Raw genomic sequence first — 19,747 nt, 5'->3', positions numbered from 1 at the left:
CGTCATATGTGTGTCCCGCAGGCGCGCGGGCAACGTGCTAGCATGGAATTTCCCTCTTGCTGCGGGCGAGGCGCGCCGCTTGCGCGCTTCGCCTTGCACGGCCCGATCCGCGCGGCCCGTCGAGGGGTTTCCTTCCGCGAGGAGCACGTTATGGAAGACGTCAGCTACACCAAGGGGATCTACACGGCCGTCGCCTCGGTGCGGCCCATGAACGCCGGCCAGTACCAGGGCCTGGTCTCCCTGGCGCGCGACGACGGCGAGGAACTCGAAAACGCGGTGTATGAAGTCGAAGCCGCATCGGGCACGCCGGAAGAGGCTCTCGAAGAAGCCAAGGCGCTGGCGCATCGCATTCTCGGCGAGCTCGAACTGTAGGTCGCGGGTCGAACCCGGCGCCCGCTCAGGGTCTGCTGGCAGCGCGGCAAGAGACGGGGGTGCTCTGCATGGGACCCGAGTCAGTGCTCACGCACTCACTCTGGGTCGACAGGGGGTTAGCCATGTCCGAACAGCTCTTTCTTTACGGCGTCTACGCCATCCACGTGCATCCGCTCGAACTGCAGGGCGCTCGCTGGGACGCCGAGTATCAGATCACGCATCGCGACAAGGCCGTGCAGGCGTGGGTCACGGTCGGCGGCAACGCGGGCTTCGACGCGTCCACGCAAGCCGTGGACGCCGCACGCCGCCAGGCCATCGCCGATATCGAACACGGCGCGGGCATTCCGAAGCCGCACGGATTTCCGTAAGCCCGACGCCTGCCGCCGCCCCGCCTTACTGCTGCTCACTCCTGCCCGCGCCGCGGGAGTGAGGCGTTAGCGCATCGTCCCCGCATCGCTTCCCCAATACCGTCTTGCGGTACGCTTGACGTGTCGCCTTGCCGCGTGGCTTCGGCATTGCTACGCTCCCTTTCCCTCATCAAAAGCGCAGGAAGACCATGACGCCCGAAACGCCGGAGCGCGTCGCGAACCAGGAAGCGGCCCAGCAAGCCGAATCGGCACCGCAGGATTCGCCGGGGGTGGACATGGACGCCTGCCAGTCCGAAACGCCTGCGGGCCCGAAGCAGAAAGCGCGGCGCGGCACGCCGCGCAAGCTGATGGTGGGCTCGCGCGAGGTGCTCGTCTACGGCATGCCGCAGGCTTGGGGCGACTTTTATCACTCGGCCCTCACCATGAGCTGGCCCACGTTCTTCGCCTCGCTCGCGGCGCTCTTCCTGTTCATGAACGGCGTGTTCGCGTGCCTCTACCAGCTCGGCACCGCACCCATCGCCAACCAGTACCCGAAGGGCTTTCTCGGCGCGTTCTTCTTTAGCGTGGAGACGCTTGCGACCGTCGGCTACGGCGACATGCATCCGCAAACGATCTATGCGCACATGGTCGCCACGCTCGAGATCTTCGTCGGCATGTCGGGCGTCGCATTGGCCACGGGCCTCGTGTTCGCGCGCTTCTCGCGCCCGCGCGCGAAGATCATGTTCGCGCGCCAGGTGGTGGTGCACCCTATCGAAGGCCGTATGACGCTGATGGCGCGCGCCGCCAACGCGCGCCAGAACGTGATTGCCGAAGCGGGCGCGAAGCTGCGGCTCATCCGTATCGAAACCTCGTCGGACGGCTTTCGCGCCCGGCGCATCCACGACCTCAAGCTCGTGCGCGACCAGCATCCGCTCTTCACGCTGGGCTGGAATCTCATGCACGTGATCGACGAGGCAAGCCCGCTCTACGGCGCCACGCCGGAGATGCTGGCCGAACAGCACGCCACGCTGCATGTCGTAATCGAGGGCTCGGACGAGTCCACCGCGCAGACCATGCAGGCGCGCTTTAGCTGGTCGGACCGGCAGATCCGCTGGCAGTACCGCTACGTCGACCTGATGAGCGACGCGGACGGCGTGAGCACGATGGACTACACCCACTTTCACGATGTCGTGCCGTTCGACGGGGCGAGACCCCTTGGGCCGCGTCTGATCTGACGGACTTACCCGAAGGCCGATTCGACGGGATCGCGCCGAGGCGGGGTAAATCTCTCTCCAAATTCGCCCGACGCGGGCAGGCTCTCGCGCGAATAAGCGGCAACGCCGGAGAGTTAGCAAAAAATTTCCGTCATTGGCGAGAAAAAATAGAGTCTCTTTCGCCGCTCTCCCAAGAGGGCTAGGCGAATGCAATAGAACGGAGACTCCCCCAATGACCGCGCGCCCCGCGTTTGGCGATACGCCGCCTCTCGCCGATTACAAGCTCACCGACAACCTCACCGCCACGCGCGGCCGCATCTTCCTGACCGGCACGCAGGCGTTGATCCGCCTGCCGCTCATGCAGCGCGCGCTGGACCGCGCGCATGACCTGAACACCGCCGGCTTCATCAGCGGCTATCGCGGCTCGCCGCTCGGCATGGTCGACCAGCAGGCGTGGAAGGCGAAGAAACTGCTCGAAGCCGCCGACGTGCGCTTCCTGCCCGCCATCAACGAGGAACTGGGCGGCACGGCCGTGCTCGGCACGCAGCGCGTGGAAGCGGACCCCGAGCGCACCGTCGAAGGCGTGTTCGCGATGTGGTACGGCAAGGGCCCGGGCGTCGACCGCGCCGGCGACGCGCTCAAGCACGGCAACGCCTACGGCTCGTCGCCGCACGGCGGCGTGCTGGTCGTGGCCGGCGACGACCACGGCTGCGTGTCGTCCTCGATGCCGCATCAGAGCGACTTCGCGATGATGGCGTGGCACATGCCGGTCGTGAATCCGTCGAACATTGCCGATATGCTCGAATTCGGCCTGTATGGCTGGGCGCTCTCGCGTTACTCGGGCGCGTGGGTGGGCTACAAGGCGATTTCGGAGACGGTGGAGTCGGGCTCGACCGTCGATCTCGATGCCATCAAGACCGACTGGCAGGCTCCGGAGGGCTTTACGCCACCGGCGGGCGGCCTGCACAACCGCTGGCCCGATCTGCCGAGTCTCGCCATCGAGCAGCGTCTGGCCGCCAAGCTCGACGCCGTGCGCCACTTCGCGCGCATGAACAGCATCGACAAGTGGATCGCGCCGAGCCCGCATGCGAACGTGGGCATCATCACTTGCGGCAAAGCGCATCTGGACCTGATGGAAACGCTGCGCCGTCTCGATCTCACCATCGGCGATCTGGATCGCGCCGGCGTGCGCGTCTACAAGGTCGGCCTGTCGTTCCCGCTAGAGATGTCGCGTATCGACGCGTTCGTCGCGGGCCTCACCGACGTGCTCGTGATCGAAGAAAAGGGCCCGGTGATCGAGCAACAGATCAAGGACTACCTCTACAACCGCAAGGAAGGCGCGCGCCCGACCGTCATCGGCAAGCACGCCGAAGACGGCACGCTGCTGCTCTCCGAGCTGGGTGAGCTGCGCCCGTCGCGCATCCTGCCCGTGTTCGCCGCGTGGCTCGCGAAGCACCGTCCCGCGCTCGACCGCCGCGAGCGCGTGGTGGATCTCGTCGCGCCGCAAATCCTCTCGAACGCCGCCGACGCCGTGCGCCGCACGCCGTACTTCTGCTCGGGCTGCCCGCACAACACGTCGACGAAGGTGCCCGAAGGCTCGATCGCGCAGGCCGGCATTGGCTGCCACTTCATGGCTTCGTGGATGGAGCGCGATACCACGGGCCTGATCCAGATGGGCGGCGAAGGCGTGGACTGGGCCGCGCATTCGATGTTCACGAAGATGCCGCACGTGTTCCAGAATCTCGGCGACGGCACCTACTTTCATTCAGGCATCCTCGCGATTCGCCAGGCGGTGGCGGCAAAGACCAACATCACCTACAAGATCCTCTACAACGACGCCGTGGCGATGACGGGCGGCCAGCCCGTGGACGGCAGCATCTCAGTGCCGCAGATCGCGCGCCAGGTGGAGGCCGAGGGCGTCTCGCGCTTCGTGGTGGTGAGCGACGAGCCCGAGAAGTACGACGGCCATCATGGCCTGTTCCCGAAGGGCACGACGTTCCATCACCGCAGCGAACTCGACACCGTGCAGCGCGAGCTGCGCGAAACGCCGGGCGTGACCGTGCTGATCTACGACCAGACGTGCGCCGCCGAAAAGCGCCGCCGCCGCAAAAAAGGCGAATTCCCCGACCCGGACAAGCGCCTCTTCATCAACGAGGAAGTGTGCGAAGGCTGCGGCGACTGCGGCGTGCAGTCGAACTGTCTTTCGGTCGAACCGGTGGAAACGGAACTGGGCCGCAAGCGCCGCATCGACCAGTCGTCGTGCAACAAGGACTATTCGTGCGTGAACGGCTTCTGCCCGAGCTTCGTGACCATCGAGGGCGGCAAGCTCAAGAAGGCCGCGGGCGCGGCGTTCGATCCGCAGGCGCTGGCCGCGCGCGTTCAGGCGCTGCCGGTTCCCGCTACGCACCTGGACAACGCGCCCTACGACATCCTCGTGACGGGCGTGGGCGGCACGGGTGTCGTGACCGTGGGCGCGCTCATCAGCATGGCCGCGCATCTGGAAGGCAAGAGCGCTTCGGTGCTCGACTTCATGGGCTTTGCGCAAAAGGGCGGCTCGGTGCTGTCGTTCGTGCGCTTCGCCGCGACCGACGCGCTGCTCAACCAGGTGCGCATCGACACGCAGCAGGCCGACCTGCTGCTCGCCTGCGACATGGTGGTGGGCGCGAGCGCCGACGCGCTGCAGACGGTGCGTCACGATCGCACGCGCATCGTCGTGAACACGCATGAGATTCCGAATGCGTCGTTCGTGCAGAACCCCGAAGCGAACCTGCACGCCGACGCGCTGCTCGCAAAAATGCGTCACGCGGCGACCAACGGCGCAATGACCGCGCAAGATCCGCTCGCGGCGTGCGATGCGCAGGCGCTCGCACAGCGCTATCTCGGCGATACGATCGGCGCGAACATCGTGATGCTCGGTTTTGCCTGGCAGCTGGGCCTCGTGCCGGTTTCGCTCGCGGCGCTCACGCGCGCCATCGAGCTGAACAACGTGGCCGTGAAGGCGAACCTGTTCGCGTTTTCGATTGGCCGCATGGCCGCCGCCGATCCGGCCGCGCTCGAAGCGCTCGATACCCAACGCGCGGCGGCTGCCAAAGCCACGGCACGCAAGCTCACGCAAACGCTCGACGAACTGATCGCCGACCGCGAAGCGCGTCTGCTCGCCTACGGTGGCGCGAGCTACGTGAAGCGTTATCGTGCACTGGTCGATGCCGCCCGCAGCGCGGACAAGACCGCCGAGCAAACGCTCGCGCGCGCCGTCGCGACCACGTTCTATCGGCTTCTCGCCGTGAAGGACGAATACGAAGTCGCGCGCCTGCACACCGACCCGGCGTTCCGCGCCGCGCTCGAAGCGCAGTTCGAAGGCGCGGCGGGCAGCGACTTCACCGTGAAGTTCAACCTCGCGCCGCCGCTCATCGCGCGTGAGAAGAACGGCCAGCCGCCGCGCAAGATGCAGTTCGGCCAGTGGCTGTGGAGCGCGCTCGGGCTGCTGAAGAAGGGCCGCGGCGTGCGCGGCACGTGGCTCGATCCGTTCGGCAAGACGCTGGAGCGCCGCATGGAACGCGCACTCGCCGGCGACTACGAGGCTACGCTGCGCGGTGCGTTCGCCAGCCTCACCGCCAAAAACGCCGCCGACGTTGCCAAGCTCGCCAACCTGCATCAACGCGTGCGCGGCTATGGGCACGTGAAGCTCGCTAACCTCGCGGCGGTGAAGCGCAGCGAGCGTGAACTGGCTGCCCGCCTTGCCGTCGACGTGAAGACCAGCGCTGCGGTGCAGGAAGCGCTCGCTTCGTTCAAGGGCGCGGGCGCGCTGCGCGGTATCCCGGTGGTGGTTGCGAAGTAAGGTGATGTAAAGGCAGAAAACGCGCGCCGTTCAGTCGAATGGCGCGCGTTTTTTTATGGATCAGGCGTCGAGCAGAGTCCGCACGCGCCGCACCTTGTTTTCGTCGACAGGCGCGAGTCCTTTGCCGTCAACGCGTACGCCGGAGCCAAAGTGAACCGCGCGCACCCGCGTCGCGCTTACGAAGTCCGCTACGCGATCGACCGTCAATCCGGCTCCCGCGAGCACCGTGCAATGCGTGTGCGCCGCGCGCTGCACGAGCGTTTCGATTTGCGCCTGCGCGTCCAGCACCGATGGTTTGCCGCCCGAGGTGAGCACGTTCGTCACGGCTTCGAAACCGAGCAGCACATCGAGCGCTTCCGGCAGATCGCGCGCTTCGTCGAATGCGCGGTGAAACGTGAGCGGCATGCCATCGGCGGCATCGATCGCGCGTTGCAAGCCGTCGCGATCGACTTCATGCGATGGCGTGAGCATGCCGATCACGACCGCATTTGCGCCCGCCCGCTTCGCGGCACGCACGTCGAGCAGCATCACCGAATAATCGTTCGAATCGTAAATGAATGAGCGGCTGTGCGGCCGCACGATCACGTTCACCGGAATCGTCACCGCCTCGACCACGGCTTCGATCATGCCGATGCTCGGCGTGAGGCCGCCCTCGCCCATCGCCGTGACGAGTTCGAGACGATCCGCGCCGCCGCGCGCGGCGGCTTGCGCGTCGGCGACCGTGGTCGCGATGACTTCCAGCACTACCCGTTCACGCTGGTGTGTGATTGGCATGTTTGCGCGCCATGTCATGGAGAACACGACATGATCGCAGATGCGTGCCTACTCGAACCAGTCGATATCGCCGCACAGCACGCGCAGGCGCTCGCCCACCTGCACCGCCATCGAAAGCGTCAGGCACGGCAGCGCCTCGTTGATCGACAGATACGGTCCGGTCACGTGCACGCGCCCCGGCGTGATGAGCGCGCTTCGGAAGTACGGCCTGCGCAGCCAGCTCGCCCCTTGTGCGTCCTCCAGCGGCAAAAAGCGCGCATCGCGCTCCGCGCGATCGACGCGCAGCACGACGTTGCGGCCCGCCTGCCTGCCGTTCGAATCGAGCAGATAGCAGCGCGCCGCGTGATCGAGCGCGAGGAAGTTCCAGCACACCTCTTCCATCGGCTCGCCATCCGAAAGGCGTTCCGCCGCGCGCTCGAACGCACGCAGATAGGGCGCGAGGCGATTGGTCTCGCCGCGCTCGCGCGTTTCGGTCTGCTGACGAAAACGCTCCGTCGCTTCGGCGATCACGCCTTGGACCTGTGCGGCGTCGGCGAGCCCGGGCGCCGGCCGCGCGAAGAAGAAGCCCTGCACGAAGTCCGCGTTGCACGCGAGCGCGAGCTGCGCCTCGTGCTCCGTCTCCACGCCCTCGATCAGCACCAGCTTGCCCGCGTCGTGCAGCAGCGCCACGAGCGCGGGCAGCGTCGCGGCCATGTCGGCGCGGTGCTGCGCGTGCATCAACATGATGCGGTCGAGCTTGACGATGTCGGGGTTCAACTGCCACACGCGGCCAATGTCGACGTTGCCCGCGCCGAAGTCGTCGAGCGCCACCAGAAAGCCGCGTTCGCGAAACGTCGCCACGGCCTGCGCAAGGGCTTCGAGGTCCGTCCCTTCGTCTTCGAGCACTTCGAGCACCACCCGCCGTGGCGCGATGTTCAGCCGCCGCAGGTTCGCAAGCAGCGCCGCCGAGTGATACGCCTCGATCAGCGTGCCCGGATGCACGTTGAGAAAGAGCCACTCGCGCTCCGCGCCCAGCAGCGCGAAGTTCTCGAGATGCAGCCCCTGGGCGAGCCGGTCCACCAGCAGCGCGTCGCCCACGCGCGCGGCGTCGCCGAACACGTCGAGCGGCGAAACCGGGCGGTCGAGTGGATCGTGCGCTCGCAGCAGCCCTTCGTAGCCCACCGCACGCATGTGCGAGAGGCTGAACACCGGCTGGAACACGCTCGTGAGCGTGAGGTCGCCGTGGTGTGCGCTGTAGCGCTGTAGCCCCGAAGTGACGCTCAGATCGAAACCGTGAGGGGCCACGGCGGTTTTGTCCTGTTGCTCTGTGATCATGCCATCCTCTAGCGCGTAGGAAGGACGCTGCCGTCCGCACAACCTTTGCACGGTCTGCGCGTTCCTCCGTAGCCTGCTTTTCATTGCGTCACAGGAGGGATCAAGCAAGGTCCGTGCTCGCTCGCACTGCGATCTGGCACGCATCGGGAAATGCGTTTTAGCCTGTCGCGTGCGCTGCGATTGGGCACGCCATGCACCGTACAAAGCATCGCTGGGTGCACCGATATCGTGCGCCTTTCCACGCGCTTTTGCTTCGGTAGTGGCGCGCTCCAGCGGACAGATTGCCGCATTCCCGGCGCCGTGCCGCAGGCAAATGGAGGCTGGATGTGCGCCTCGCCACGCACGCGCGCTGCGCGCTTCGCGGCGGCTGACAGACGCGTCAGGCTACACTCTCCCTCGACCGGCGTGCCCCTCTCTAATACGCGCCAGAACGCAGTGCCGTACCGCGCGCGAACGAAGACCATGGCTTCCGCTTCGGCGCTCCTGCGCATCGTCCCGTTTTCGTCCCGTTTTTGTCCCGTTTCGCCCCCGCTAAGTTTTTCGATGGACATCCTCTTCACCGTTCTCATTTTGCTGCTCGCTGTCGCCGTGTCCGGCGTCATCGCGCGCACCGTGCCTCTCAGGCTGCCGTTGCCGCTCGTGCAGATCGGCATTGGCGCGCTGCTCACGTTTCCGCTCGTGAATCCGCACGTCACGTTCGATCCCGACATCTTCATGGCGCTGTTCATCCCGCCGCTGCTGTTCGCCGACGGCTGGCGCATGCCCAAACGCGAGTTCTTCATGCAGCGCCGCGCGATTCTCATGCTCGCGCTCGGCCTCGTGCTGCTGACGGTCGTCGCCGTGGGCTATTTCGTGCACTGGCTCGTGCCGCAGATCTCGCTGCCCGTCGCCTTCGCGCTCGCCGCCGTGCTCTCGCCCACCGACGCCGTGGCGCTCTCGGGCATCGCCGGCAAGGACCGGATTCCCTCGCAGCTCATGCACATCCTCGAAGGCGAAGCGCTGATGAACGACGCCTCGGGCCTCGTGGCGCTCAAGTTCGCCGTGGCGGCCGCGCTCACTGGCTATTTCTCGCTGCGCGCGGCGGCGCTCAGCTTCGTGCTGATCGCGGCGGGTGGCCTTGCGCTCGGGGCGTTGATCGGCTGGCTCTTCAGCTTCGTTTCGGAGCGCTTTCTCAACGTGACCGAAGAAGGCGACCCCGCGCCGGGCGTCGTGCTGACCTTGCTGATTCCGTTCGCGGCGTATCTGTTCGCCGAGCACCTCGAAGTGTCCGGCGTGCTCGCGGCCGTGTCCGCCGGCATGACGATGAACTACACGAGCGTCGCGCACAAAGGACCGGTGTCGACACGCGTGCGCGCAACGAGCACGTGGTCGATGATCGAGTTCGTGTTCAACGGCATGGTGTTCACCCTGCTCGGCCTGCAGTTCCCGGGCATTCTCGGCAAGGCGCTGCTCGACGCGCACCACACGAGCAACGTGCAGATGCTGCGCCTCATCGGCTATATCGCCGCCGTGCTCGTGGCGCTCTACGCCATGCGCTTCGGCTGGGTGTGGCTGCTGCGCTGGGTGGCGAGCCGCGGTGCCGCGCGTCACGGCGTGGCGAACGCCGTGCCGGGCCTGCGCACCGTGGCGATCACCACCGTGGCGGGCGTGCGCGGCGCGGTGACGCTCGCGGGCGTGCTCTCGCTGCCCGTGGCGCTCGCCAACGGCAGCCCGCTGCCGGGGCGCGACAGCGCCATTTTCATCGCGACGGGCGTGATCCTCGCGTCGCTGCTGGTGGCGATCGTTGGACTGCCGCTCCTGCTGCGCGGCGTGCGGCGCGGCGCGCAGGGACCGCACGCAGCCGAAGAACGCCAGGCGCGCATCCAGGCGGCGCAGGCGGGCATCCGCGCCGTGGACGCGGTGCACGAAAAAGTGAGCGAGGATCTCGACGAATCGCAGGCCGCCTATGCCGCCGATACGACCGCGCGCGTGATGGACACCTATCGCCGCCGACTCGCCTCGCTCGACGCCGACCGCGACCGCAGCGCGCACGCGCGCCGCTCGGACGCGCTGGAGCTGGAAATGCGCCTAGCGGGCATGCGCGCCGAACGCGCGGCGCTGCTCAAGCTGCGCAACCAGATGCAGATCAACGACGAAACGCTGGCGAAGCTGATGCGCGAAGTCGATCTCTCGGAAACGGCGATGACGACGCGCGGACGCAATCGCAATTGAGCGCGAGCCTGACGGGAGTGGGAAAACGCGGCGCCGGGAACCGGCGCCGCGTGAGCGGTGAATAGCGTTGAAGCTTAGACCGCCGCTTCCTGCGCCGGCTTGCGGCGCAGCAAAGCGTAGAGGATGATCGCGCCGAACGTGGCGGTGCCGATGCCGCCCAGCCCGAAGCCGCCGAGCTTGAGCGAGAAGTCGCCCGCGCCGAGCACGAGCGTGACGGCGGCGACGATGAGATTGCGGTTGTCCGAGAAGTCCACCTTGTTGACGACCCAGATGCGCGCGCCCGTCACGGCAATCAGACCGAACACGACGATCGAGACGCCGCCGAGCACCGGGCCCGGAATGGTCTGAATGACGGCGCCGAACTTCGGCGAGAAGCCGAGCACGAGCGCGATGACCGCGGCGATCACGAACACGAGCGTCGAGTAGATTTTCGTCACGGCCATCACGCCGATGTTTTCCGCGTAGGTCGTCACGCCGGTGCCGCCCGCGAAGCCCGAAACGATCGTGGCGAGGCCATCGCCGATGAACGCGCGGCCCACATAGCGGTCGAGGTTGTAGCCCGTCATCGCGGAAACGGCCTTGATGTGGCCGAGATTTTCCGCCACCAGAATCACGGCGATCGGCACGAGCAGCGCCATGGCGTGCGGATCGAACACTGGCGCGGTGAACTTCGGCATGCCGAACCAGGCGGCGTTCGCGACGATCGAGAAGTCGATCGGCTTGCCGAGGCCCATGCCGTTCGTGATGACTGCGTAGATCACATAGGCGATCAGCAGGCCGACGAGAATCAGCAGGCGCTGCAGCATGCCGCGCGTGAACACGGCCACGCCGCCCACGCACAGCACGGTGACGATCGCCATCCACGAGTCGAAGGTCGAACCGCTCACGCCCTTCACGGCGATGGGCGCGAGATTCAGCCCGATCACGCAGACAATCGCGCCGGTCACGACCGGCGGCATGAGCGTTTCGATCCACTTGGTGCCGACGGCCGAAACGAGCAGGCCGATCAGCGTATACACCACGCCGCACGCGATGATGCCGCCGAGCGCCACGGGAATGTTGGCGTTGGCGCCCTGCCCGCCATAGCCCGTCACGGCGATCACGAGGCCGATGAACGCGAAGCTCGAACCGAGATAGCTCGGCACGCGCCCACCCACCACCACGAAGAACAGCAGCGTGCCGACACCCGACATGAAAATGCACAGGTTCGGGTCGAAGCCCATGAGCAGCGGCGCGAGCACGGTCGAGCCGAACATGGCGACGACGTGCTGCACGCCCATGGCGAACATCTGCGGCCAGGCGAGGCGCTCGTCGGGGGCGACGACGCCGCGGGTGTCACCCGTCTGCGCGCGCCAGCGGGGGAAATAGGAGTCGGACATGGGTTCCTCTTGTGCCGCTTGTCGGCGTGATTTGCGGTTTTGGTTCTGGTTTTGATTGTGGGCGTCTCGATACAACGGCCGCCATTGATGCAGATCAGGCGGGAGTGTACGGAGCCGCAATCCGCGTGGCAAGCCGGATATCAGGCGTCCGAAACCATGCCGACGGTGGTCGATGCGAGGTCTTAAGTGAATACCGAATGGAGTTTAGGACTCATCCTATATTCGGGGCAGGAAGCCAGGCCTAGACTTACTTTGCTGCGTGACCCCATGAAGTACATGCAGAGGTTGTAAGTTGTAAACTCTCCGACTTCTCCGCTCTTGCTCCCCGCTTGAGCGGTTTTTTTTTGCCCGCTCACGATCAATCCGGCCACGCTTTGCCGGCTCGCATGTTCACCCGAATGCGGCTTGCGCCAACTCCCGCGCATAGGCACGCACGTCCTCCGGCCACGGCGCGTTCGCCGCTTCGAAGCGGCTTCGCTCACCCGCGTAGAGCGCGCGCAACGCCTCCTCGTAATCCGGCAGATTGCCGGCCAGTGCGGTCATGAAGCGATGCGCGGCTTCCTGGGCCGCCCGCATGCGTTCGCGCGCCTCGCTCGCGTGGCGCGCGGAATCCACGAGCCGGCGCAGCACCACTGAAGCGCCCCCCGGCTGCGCGCCGAGCCAGTCCCAATGACGCGGCAGCAACGTCACCTCGCGAGCGACCACGCCAAGCTTTGGGCGGCCGCGGCCGCGCGGGGCGTCTTCCTGCGCTTCTTCGTCGCCTGGAGCGTTCGGCGCGACCGCGTGCTGTTCGCCGCCGCTCGCCTGCGCGGCGAGGCGCACTTCGATGTCCTGTTCCGTGCCACGCAGATCGAATTCCACGGGCCGCGCGTCGCGGTCGTCGAAAACCAGCACTGCCGCGCCGTTGTCGTTTCCTTCACGCTCGAGTTCCGTCTTGACCGCCAGCGCCACCTGAAGCGGCGCGCCCCGCGCGATCAGGCGCGTGCCCGCAAATGCCGTGCAACTGTTCGCCATCACCATCGTTTTTCTCCTTCCTGATATTCAATGATGGGCGAATATTACCCGGGTAAATTGTGAAATGCAATATTACCCGGGTTAAATTTGATCACGGTCAGCCGGAGCGGCCTTCGACATCCGCGCCGCGCGCGTCGGCGGCCGTAGCCGGCAGCCATGCCGCCACGCGGTTGCGGCCGGAGCGCTTGGCTGTGTAGAGCGCCGCGTCGGCGGCGTCGGTCAGCGCGCGCCAGTCGGCAAACACGCTTTGCGTCGTGCACGCCACGCCCAAGCTCACCGTGAGCACGCCATTCGGGCTGTCGGCGTGCGGCAGCGCCAACGCCTCGATCGCGGCGCGCACCTTCTCGGCCAGCGCGAGCGCCTGGGCCTCGCCCGTTTCGGGCAGCAGCAATACGAACTCCTCGCCGCCATAGCGCGCAGCACAGTCCGCCGCGTGGCGTGCGTGTGCGCCGAGCGCGTGCGCGACGGCCGCGAGCGCGTCGTCGCCCGCCAGGTGGCCATAGCGATCGTTGTAGCGCTTGAAGCGGTCGACATCGATCAGCACGAGCGCGAGCGGGCTGCCCGAGCGGCGCGCGCGCACCCATTCATGATCTGCGCGGGTTTCGAAGGCGCGCCGGTTCGCGAGCGACGTGAGCGCATCGGTGCCCGCCTGCACGCGCAACTCCGCCTCCACCGCGCCGCGCTGGCGCAACTGGCGCGTGAACATCAACGCGAGCGCGATCAGCGAAACGTCGAGCACCGCCGTGAGCGTGCCGATGATCCACGCGCGCACGCGCCATTCGCGGTAGATGTCGTCCGCGGCGACGGCCACGCTGAACACGAGCGGATAGCCTTCCACGCGCCGCAGCGCGAACCAGCGCCGCACGCCGTCTATCGGGCCGAGCGAGAAGAAGCCGCTAGACTGCGTCCGCTCGAAACGCTGGAAGAGCACGGACTCCGCAATGCTTTTGCCGATCAGTTGCGGATCGTATGGACGGCGCATGAGCAGCGTGCCGTCGGCGAGGGAAAGCGCCACCGTGCCGTTCGTGCCGATGTTCACGTCGCCGAACAGGTGCCGGAAATAATCGAGCCGCATCGTGCCGACCACAACGCCCGCGAACGATCCGTCGGGGTTCGAGAGACGGCGGCTCATGCCGATCGTCGCGTTGGCCGGTCCATCGCGTGGAATGAACGGATGGCTCAGAAAAAGTCCCGCGTGCGCCGAGTCGCGCTGCGCGATGAAATAGTCGCGGTCGGCCACGTTGAGCACGCGCGGCGGCACCGAGCGCGAATCGAACACCACATCGCCCGCCGCGTTGGTAACGAAGATCGCGCCAAGATTCTTCGCGGTGGCCGAGCGGTCGAACAGCACGTTCTGGCGAATGTCGGCGGGCAGCGCGGCGAGACGCGGATCGTCGATGGCGTCGATGACGGCTTGCAGCGAAAGGTCGTAGACGTCGAAATTGCGCGCGGTGTCGCGCTCGAACAGCAGCGCCATGTTGGAGGCGGACGCACGGGCGCTCGCGAGCGCGTCGTGCCGCATTTGCGCCATGACCCACGCGGCGACCAGCGTCAGCACTGCGGCGAGCGCAATGCCGATAGCAAGCACGGCGTTCGGTCGGCGGATCATCATCTCGAGCCTTCGGGGGCTGGCCTTGCAGTGGCGCCGGTTGTCGGGCGCTTGCCTGCGCCCGACCGCGGACGATGCCCGGCGCCGCGCGCGCCGGGCTGCAATCGAGTGTACAACGGCCGGCGCTCGCATGCTGTGCGTATGCATTCATCCTCGCATGCCGCGTGAAGCGCTGCTATGCGGGCAAGTCCGGCTGGGGCTGGTGATTAAGACGAAGCTCGCTTTTCGCGCCCTATTCTCCTGAATAAAGTACGACTCGCGAGGCGCGGTGTGGTTGTTAGTTTGGATTCCTCTTCTTTATGGCGAGACTGCGCATGCGCTTGTCGCGCCGCATGGTCAATCGTCGCGCACGCCGACGATTGCGTGCGCCTCGATCCACGCACGCCATTGACCACCGAAGTCGAAAGCCGGGTCGATGTCGAATGCCTGGGCAAGCGCATTGTCTAGCGTGGCGCCATCTCGCAGTGCGACGAACGCCGCGTGCGCGGCATGCGTGTGCTCGAGCACCGTGGGCCGCCACTGCGGCCGGACCACGAGCGCCCACGACCGCACATCTACGCGCTCGGGCCATACGCCGCCCGGCTGATGCGCCCGCCAGATCGCCACGGCGTCGAAGCGCAAGGCGAGCGCAGCGCATGCGGGATGCACCACGAGATGCGCTTGCGCAAGACGCTCTGCGCCGAGTGCCTGCCATTGCTGCGCGTTCGGCGGCGTGGCATTCGCTGCGTAATGCGCCGCGTGCAATACCCATTCGAGTCGCGCGACATCGCCGAAATATGCGTAGCGTGCGTCGGTCTCGTAACGTTCGATGAACTCGGGCAACTGTGCACCGAAGCGGTTCAGGTCCGCATCGCACGAAGGATGCGCGCGGGCGTAGGCGAGCGCGAGTGAATCGAAGTAGGTCTCGCCGGTCAGTGCCGCTAGTACCGGATACGCATTCGCAAGCGCAAGTCGCCGCGCTGCGCGCGCGTTGCCGCGATAGAGGCCCATGCGTTCGTGCAGCAGCGCTGCGTCGGCGGGGAGCATTTCGCTGGCCAGCGTGACATCGGCGTTAGGGTCGTCCAACGCGGCGGCGAAGGTTTGCTGCATCGCCTCCAGCGTGTTGCGCGCGGTCATGGGCGCAGCTCCTTCGCACCAGGCGCGTGCTTCATGAGTCGTTCGCGCGCGAGCCGCGCTTCGTCAAGCAACACCTCGAGCGCAGGGACCGCCGTATCCCACTCGATGAGCGTGGACGTCGCGCCAAAGCGCTCGAGCGCGGCCTCATATAGCGACCAGACTGCCGACGCGACGCGCGAACCGTGATCGTCGATCACGGCGGCGGGCGTGACGCGATGGCCCGCCAGATGAATCTCGCCGACGATCTGCGGCGGCAGTGCGGCCATGGCCGCCAGTGCATCCTCACCGTGGTTGCATTGATTCACGTAAAGATTGTTCACGTCGAGAAGCACCCCGCAGCCCGTACGCTGCGCGAGCGCCGCAAGAAATTCGGCCTCGCTGTACGTATCGCCGCGAAATCGTACGTAGGTCGAAACATTTTCGACCAGCACGGTACGGCCCAGCGCATCCTGCATCTGGGAAACGCGTGCGCTCAAGTGATCGAGCGAGGCTTGCGTGAGCGGCATTGGCAGCAGATCGTGCAGCGCGCCTTGCGCGCTCGCCCCCCAGCAAAGATGCTCGGACACCAAAGCGGGCTCGATGCGCGTCACCAGCCGCGCGAGCCTCGCGAGATGCACCGTATCGAGCGGTGCAGCCGAGCCAAGTCCGAGCCCCACGCCGTGCAGGCTCACCGGCAAATCGCGCCGCACGGTTTCAAGCACATGCAGATCGTAGCCGCCGTCTCCGAAATAATTCTCGCTGTGGACCTCGATCCAGTCGACATCAGGCGGCCCCGCCATGAAGGCCTCGTAATGCGCGTGACGCAAGCCAATGCCCACGCCACTCAGCACGCCTCGCGCCCTCATCTTGCGCCTCCCTCGATGCGCGCCCGCTCCGCCGCGAGGCTCATTTTTCCGGCGTGCCGCCCAGCTTCTCGCACGTGCCCTTCGGCATGGTCTTGAAGTCGCCCTTGTCGTGATCGACTTTGGCCTGGCCCGCGCAGTCGTGCACGCCGGTCTTGCTCGAACAGTCGTTCTGGCCAGCCTTGGCGACGCCGTAGCAATTCACGGTGTCGTCTGCGTGGGCCACGCCCGCGCCGGCCGTCGCAAGACCCGCCAGTGCGGCGGCAATCAGCGCCTGGCGGCCGAGGGAGTTCTTCATGGCGTTTCTCCTTGAACTTCGAAATGGGTTTCGCAGTACGCGATTGGGATGAGTGGCCGTCGCAACGCGCGGCCTCGGGCGCCCTATTTTGCCTCACCAGGCCGCCCGCGGTCGGAGCGAAGCGCCAGAGGTTTTCGAAATTATTGCAGTTCGAGTAATGATGTTTGCTGGATTGCAGTATTTTTCTTTGATGTGCACTGCAATAAAGTCTCATCAACGATTCGAGCAACATGATTGTTACGGATCGACAACATAATTTTCGGAGGTTGTTACCATGAAGAATCTGATTGCTGCTGCACTCGCCGCTACCGTCCTCGCCGCTCCGGCCCTGTCGTTCGCACAAGCCGAGCAAGCGCCCGTGACGCGCGCTCAAGTTCGCGCCGAACTGGTCCAGCTGGAAAAAGCCGGCTACCGTCCGAACCTGTCGAGCCCGTACTACCCGGCAGACCTGCAAGCTGCTGAAGCACGCGTTGCCCAGCAGAACGGCGCAGAAGCTACGGCTTACGGCGCATCGACGAGCGGCAGCGTCCAGTCCGGCACGCGCGCACCGAACATCAAGCCGACTTACTTCGGCCAGTAATTGCGGCTCACGCGCGGTGCCGATGCACTGCGCGAGCAACGCCAGGCGGGCCCGCTCTCCCGATTGAGAGAGAGCGGGCCCGCCGTTCATTTCTGCACCGCGCGTGCAACGCGCGCGGCGGAAAGAACGGCACGCCCACGAAAACCTCCGCCGCCGGAAATCCGGTGGCTTTGCCCGGACTGCGGTCCGGGCCTTTTTCCTCCTTCCCTCTCGCGACGCATGCGGCCCGCTTTTCCAGCGCGGGCCGCGCGAAGGCGGCTCGCTCGCCCGGCTCAGAAGCCGTGCGTGACGAGCGAGAGCACGGAAAGATCGGGGTGCGTGCCGTCGATGATGCTGCGGCCCACGTGCACCGCCTCTTCGGTGGCATCCTGCTCGCTGCGCCAGGTTTCGTCGCCGTCCGCGTGATAGGTGACCGTGTGACCCGGCTTCGCGGGATTCGCGCCGGGATGGCAGACGTAGGCCGTGTAGGTATAGCGGTTCGCGCCCTCTTCGGTTGGCGTGGCGCTGACGTGGATCTCAAAGCCTTCGTAGTCGACCTGATGCATCGCAAGCGGTTGAGCGCTCATGGTGACCTCCAGGTGCCGCGGGTGAGCGGCTGCGGGCTATCCGGCCGATGGGTATGCGGCCGGGCGTTCGGTATTGGGAAGTTTAGGCGATGGGTCCCGGGCGGGTGGCCTACTATTGCAGGGCGATCCACCACCCTGGGAGCTTAGACATGGCATCGAACACCGTCCGCCTGCACCGCGTGCTGCGTGCGCCGCCGGAGCGCATCTATCGCGCCTTCCTCGACGCGAGCGCGGTCGTGAAATGGCTGCCGCCCAACGGCTTCACCTGCACGGTTCATGAACTCGACGCGAAGGTTGGCGGCCGTTACCGGATGTCGTTCAAGAACTTCACGGCCGGCCACGGTCATTCGTTTGGCGGCGAATACCTCGAACTCGTGCCGAACGAGCGTTTGCGTTACACCGGTGTGTTCGAAGACGAGCACCTGACCGGCACCATGCAGACGACGGTGGAATTACGCGCGGTCTTTTTCGGTGCGGAAATGACCGTCGTGCAGGAAGGCATACCGGAGATCATTCCGGTCGAGGCGTGTTATCTCGGCTGGCAGGAGTCGCTGGGGTTGCTTGCGAAGCTCGTTGAAGCCGAAATCAGCCAGTAAGTAGAAAGGGGCTCGTGCCCCTTTCTTTTTTTACCGCGTGCTTCTTCAATACCCGAGCGCGCAGCCGTCCTTGCGATGATCGGACGCGCCGGTCAGCACACCCCGCTCCCAGTCGATGCGAATAGCCTGCGACCCGCCAATCGGGCCGGCCGCCGGCACGAGCTTGAAGCCGCGATCCGCAAGCACCGCACGCGTGCTGTCCGGCAACGTCGATTCGATTTCCACGGTTCCCGTGCCAGGGCGCGGGAAGACGCGCGGCAGATCCATCGCGGCCTGCATGTCGAGGCCGTAGTGCAGCACCTTCGAGAGGAAATGCGCGTGGCCCATCGCCTGATAGTGGCCGCCCATCACGCCGAAACTCATTTGCACGCGGCCGTCGCGCGCGACCATCCCCGGGATGATCGTGTGCAATGGACGCTTGCGCGGCGCGATGGCGTTGGGATGCCCCGGCTCCACCGAGAAGCTCATGCCGCGGTTGTGCAGCATCACGCCGGATTCCTTGCCCATCAGTCCGCTGCCGAATGGATAGAACAACGAATTGATGAAGCTCACGCAGTTGCGGTCGCGATCGACCACGGTGATGTAGACCGTGTCGCGATGCTCGACCTGGGAGATCGCGGCGGCTGGGTCCAGCACGCTTTCGAGGTCGATGCGGCTGCGCAGTGTGTCCACGTATTCGTCGGACAGCAGGCGATCGACGTCGACGGCGCCATGGCGCGGGTCGGCCAGCACGGCGTCGCGTACCGCGTAGGCAAGCTTCGCTGCCTCGATCTCGCGATGGAGACGGTCGGGGTCGAGCGGGCTGCCTTCGGCGTCGTACTTGTCGAGCAGGCGGAGCAACAGCAGCGCAATGACGCCCTGCCCTGCAGGCGGACATTCGATCACGTCATAGCCCTGGAACTTCGCGCGAATTGGCGTGACGTATTCGCCGTGGAATTCGGCAAAGTCCTCCAGCGTGTGCAAACCGCCGTGAGCCTGAAGCTGCGCGACGAGATCGGCGGCAACTGCGCCTCGGTAGAACGCGTCGCGACCCGTTTCGGCGATGGCGCGCAGCGTGTTGGCGAGGCGCGGCTGACGGTGCGTCGAGCCCGCGCGCGGCGCGGCGCCATCCACGAGCATGGTGGTTCGAGCTACGGCGTCACGCGAAAGCGTTTCGACCTCCGCAGCCCAGTCGTGCGCGGTACGCGGCGCGACGGCGTAGCCTTCTTCCGCGAAACGGATTGCCGGTGCGAGCACGTCGCGCAGCGGCAGGCGGCCGTGGTCGCGATGGAGTGTGGTCCATGCGTCCACCGCGCCCGGTACGGTGACCGCGTGCGGCGAATGGCGCGCAATCGTTTCTATGCCCATCGCGCGCAGGCGCTCTGCGCTCGCGGCGGCGGGGGCCCAGCCGGAGCCGTCATAGGCGATTACGTCGTCCGTGCCGCCACGCGAATAGAGCGCGAAGCAGTCGCCGCCCACGCCCGTCGAACCTGGTTCGACCACGCACTGCACTGCACACGCGGCAATTGCGGCGTCCATGGCGTTGCCGCCCGCGGCGAGAATCTGCACGGCCGCGAGCGTTGCGCTCGGATGCGAGGTTGCGGCCATACCGTTGCGAGCCATGACGAGCGAGCGGCCCGGCGTTTCGAAGTTACGCATCGAAGCGTTCTCCTCTTTGGTGTCCTGATGATGTTTTAT

Annotated in this window: 17 protein-coding genes; 7 read left to right on the top strand and 10 right to left on the bottom strand. The window is 66.1% G+C overall.

Annotated elements, in window-relative coordinates; translation table 11 throughout:
• The first annotated feature begins 150 nt into the window (after positions 1 to 150).
• From FAZ97_RS00820 to FAZ97_RS00805, 4 genes are all read left to right on the top strand, one after another.
• Complete coding sequence (locus FAZ97_RS00820) at positions 151 to 372, top strand: hypothetical protein (RefSeq protein WP_028201740.1); 222 nt, start codon at positions 151 to 153, stop codon at positions 370 to 372.
• 122 nt (positions 373 to 494) lie between these two features.
• Positions 495 to 740, top strand: a complete 246-nt coding sequence (locus tag FAZ97_RS00815; RefSeq protein ID WP_158756747.1) for a hypothetical protein — start codon at positions 495 to 497, stop codon at positions 738 to 740.
• A 347-nt stretch (positions 741 to 1,087) separates the two neighbouring features.
• The gene (locus FAZ97_RS00810) at positions 1,088 to 1,954 is read left to right on the top strand and encodes an ion channel (RefSeq protein WP_407671815.1); all 867 of its coding nucleotides are present in this window, start codon (positions 1,088 to 1,090) and stop codon (positions 1,952 to 1,954) included.
• A 211-nt stretch (positions 1,955 to 2,165) separates the two neighbouring features.
• Positions 2,166 to 5,771, top strand: coding sequence for an indolepyruvate ferredoxin oxidoreductase family protein (locus FAZ97_RS00805; RefSeq protein ID WP_158756746.1), 3,606 nt, complete (start codon positions 2,166 to 2,168; stop codon positions 5,769 to 5,771).
• Positions 5,772 to 5,831: 60 nt separating this feature from the next.
• On the opposite strand, the gene FAZ97_RS00800 is transcribed toward FAZ97_RS00805, so the two are convergent.
• Positions 5,832 to 6,545 (bottom strand): copper homeostasis protein CutC, encoded by a 714-nt coding sequence (locus FAZ97_RS00800; protein WP_158756745.1) that lies wholly within the window; start codon positions 6,543 to 6,545, stop codon positions 5,832 to 5,834.
• 48 nt (positions 6,546 to 6,593) lie between these two features.
• Positions 6,594 to 7,859 (bottom strand): EAL domain-containing protein, encoded by a 1,266-nt coding sequence (locus tag FAZ97_RS00795; protein WP_158756744.1) that lies wholly within the window; start codon positions 7,857 to 7,859, stop codon positions 6,594 to 6,596.
• Between the two features lie 543 nt (positions 7,860 to 8,402).
• Between FAZ97_RS00795 and FAZ97_RS00790 the strand changes: the two genes are divergently transcribed.
• Positions 8,403 to 10,070 carry a Na+/H+ antiporter gene (locus tag FAZ97_RS00790; RefSeq protein ID WP_158759003.1) on the top strand — a complete coding sequence of 556 codons (1,668 nt, stop codon included), beginning with the start codon at positions 8,403 to 8,405 and terminating at the stop codon, positions 10,068 to 10,070.
• A 74-nt stretch (positions 10,071 to 10,144) separates the two neighbouring features.
• Here the strand turns inward: FAZ97_RS00790 and FAZ97_RS00785 are convergent, their stop codons facing one another.
• The 6 genes from FAZ97_RS00785 to FAZ97_RS00760 form a co-directional block, all read right to left on the bottom strand.
• A complete protein-coding gene (locus tag FAZ97_RS00785) occupies positions 10,145 to 11,449 on the bottom strand; it encodes a solute carrier family 23 protein (RefSeq protein WP_158756743.1) in 1,305 nt (434 codons plus the stop codon).
• 390 nt (positions 11,450 to 11,839) lie between these two features.
• Positions 11,840 to 12,469, bottom strand: coding sequence for a DUF2239 family protein (locus FAZ97_RS00780; RefSeq protein ID WP_158756742.1), 630 nt, complete (start codon positions 12,467 to 12,469; stop codon positions 11,840 to 11,842).
• Between the two features lie 91 nt (positions 12,470 to 12,560).
• Positions 12,561 to 14,075 (bottom strand): sensor domain-containing diguanylate cyclase, encoded by a 1,515-nt coding sequence (locus FAZ97_RS00775; RefSeq protein WP_158756741.1) that lies wholly within the window; start codon positions 14,073 to 14,075, stop codon positions 12,561 to 12,563.
• Positions 14,076 to 14,408: 333 nt separating this feature from the next.
• A complete protein-coding gene (locus tag FAZ97_RS00770; RefSeq protein WP_158756740.1) occupies positions 14,409 to 15,188 on the bottom strand; it encodes an HvfC/BufC N-terminal domain-containing protein in 780 nt (259 codons plus the stop codon).
• Entirely contained in the window at positions 15,185 to 16,033 is an 849-nt protein-coding gene (gene bufB / locus FAZ97_RS00765) for an MNIO family bufferin maturase (protein ID WP_158756739.1), read from the bottom strand. The genes FAZ97_RS00770 and bufB overlap by 4 nt, the downstream gene beginning before the upstream one ends.
• Positions 16,034 to 16,073: 40 nt before the next feature.
• Entirely contained in the window at positions 16,074 to 16,328 is a 255-nt protein-coding gene (locus tag FAZ97_RS00760) for a BufA1 family periplasmic bufferin-type metallophore (RefSeq protein ID WP_133185438.1), read from the bottom strand.
• A gap of 274 nt (positions 16,329 to 16,602) precedes the next feature.
• On the opposite strand from FAZ97_RS00760, the gene FAZ97_RS00755 reads away from it, so the two are divergent.
• Positions 16,603 to 16,908 (top strand): DUF4148 domain-containing protein, encoded by a 306-nt coding sequence (locus tag FAZ97_RS00755; protein WP_158756738.1) that lies wholly within the window; start codon positions 16,603 to 16,605, stop codon positions 16,906 to 16,908.
• Positions 16,909 to 17,180: 272 nt separating this feature from the next.
• Here the strand turns inward: FAZ97_RS00755 and FAZ97_RS00750 are convergent, their stop codons facing one another.
• Positions 17,181 to 17,474, bottom strand: coding sequence for a hypothetical protein (locus tag FAZ97_RS00750; RefSeq protein ID WP_158756737.1), 294 nt, complete (start codon positions 17,472 to 17,474; stop codon positions 17,181 to 17,183).
• A gap of 149 nt (positions 17,475 to 17,623) precedes the next feature.
• On the opposite strand from FAZ97_RS00750, the gene FAZ97_RS00745 reads away from it, so the two are divergent.
• Positions 17,624 to 18,070: an SRPBCC family protein gene (locus FAZ97_RS00745; protein WP_158756736.1), complete on the top strand. Its 447-nt coding sequence runs from the start codon at positions 17,624 to 17,626 to the stop codon at positions 18,068 to 18,070.
• Between the two features lie 45 nt (positions 18,071 to 18,115).
• Here the strand turns inward: FAZ97_RS00745 and ggt are convergent, their stop codons facing one another.
• On the bottom strand, positions 18,116 to 19,708 hold the full coding sequence (ggt, locus tag FAZ97_RS00740; RefSeq protein ID WP_158756735.1) for a gamma-glutamyltransferase: 1,593 nt from the start codon (positions 19,706 to 19,708) through the stop codon (positions 18,116 to 18,118).
• Positions 19,709 to 19,747 lie beyond the last annotated feature (39 nt).

The organism is Paraburkholderia acidiphila, assembly GCF_009789655.1.
Taxonomy (GTDB): Bacteria; Pseudomonadota; Gammaproteobacteria; order Burkholderiales; family Burkholderiaceae; genus Paraburkholderia; species Paraburkholderia acidiphila.
This window is presented reverse-complemented; position numbering and strand designations above follow the sequence as displayed.

Excerpts from the sequence above, each read along its gene's own strand:
- FAZ97_RS00820 (WP_028201740.1), top strand. The coding sequence starts at position 151 with ATGGAAGACGTCAGCTACACCAAGGGGATCTACACGGCCGTCGCCTCG.
- FAZ97_RS00815 (WP_158756747.1), top strand. The coding sequence starts at position 495 with ATGTCCGAACAGCTCTTTCTTTACGGCGTCTACGCCATCCACGTGCAT.
- FAZ97_RS00810 (WP_407671815.1), top strand. The coding sequence starts at position 1,088 with ATGGTGGGCTCGCGCGAGGTGCTCGTCTACGGCATGCCGCAGGCTTGG.
- FAZ97_RS00805 (WP_158756746.1), top strand. The coding sequence starts at position 2,166 with ATGACCGCGCGCCCCGCGTTTGGCGATACGCCGCCTCTCGCCGATTAC.
- FAZ97_RS00800 (WP_158756745.1), bottom strand. The coding sequence starts at position 6,545 with ATGCCAATCACACACCAGCGTGAACGGGTAGTGCTGGAAGTCATCGCG.
- FAZ97_RS00795 (WP_158756744.1), bottom strand. The coding sequence starts at position 7,859 with ATGATCACAGAGCAACAGGACAAAACCGCCGTGGCCCCTCACGGTTTC.
- FAZ97_RS00790 (WP_158759003.1), top strand. The coding sequence starts at position 8,403 with ATGGACATCCTCTTCACCGTTCTCATTTTGCTGCTCGCTGTCGCCGTG.
- FAZ97_RS00785 (WP_158756743.1), bottom strand. The coding sequence starts at position 11,449 with ATGTCCGACTCCTATTTCCCCCGCTGGCGCGCGCAGACGGGTGACACC.
- FAZ97_RS00780 (WP_158756742.1), bottom strand. The coding sequence starts at position 12,469 with ATGGTGATGGCGAACAGTTGCACGGCATTTGCGGGCACGCGCCTGATC.
- FAZ97_RS00775 (WP_158756741.1), bottom strand. The coding sequence starts at position 14,075 with ATGATGATCCGCCGACCGAACGCCGTGCTTGCTATCGGCATTGCGCTC.
- FAZ97_RS00770 (WP_158756740.1), bottom strand. The coding sequence starts at position 15,188 with ATGACCGCGCGCAACACGCTGGAGGCGATGCAGCAAACCTTCGCCGCC.
- bufB (WP_158756739.1), bottom strand. The coding sequence starts at position 16,033 with ATGAGGGCGCGAGGCGTGCTGAGTGGCGTGGGCATTGGCTTGCGTCAC.
- FAZ97_RS00760 (WP_133185438.1), bottom strand. The coding sequence starts at position 16,328 with ATGAAGAACTCCCTCGGCCGCCAGGCGCTGATTGCCGCCGCACTGGCG.
- FAZ97_RS00755 (WP_158756738.1), top strand. The coding sequence starts at position 16,603 with ATGAAGAATCTGATTGCTGCTGCACTCGCCGCTACCGTCCTCGCCGCT.
- FAZ97_RS00750 (WP_158756737.1), bottom strand. The coding sequence starts at position 17,474 with ATGAGCGCTCAACCGCTTGCGATGCATCAGGTCGACTACGAAGGCTTT.
- FAZ97_RS00745 (WP_158756736.1), top strand. The coding sequence starts at position 17,624 with ATGGCATCGAACACCGTCCGCCTGCACCGCGTGCTGCGTGCGCCGCCG.
- ggt (WP_158756735.1), bottom strand. The coding sequence starts at position 19,708 with ATGCGTAACTTCGAAACGCCGGGCCGCTCGCTCGTCATGGCTCGCAAC.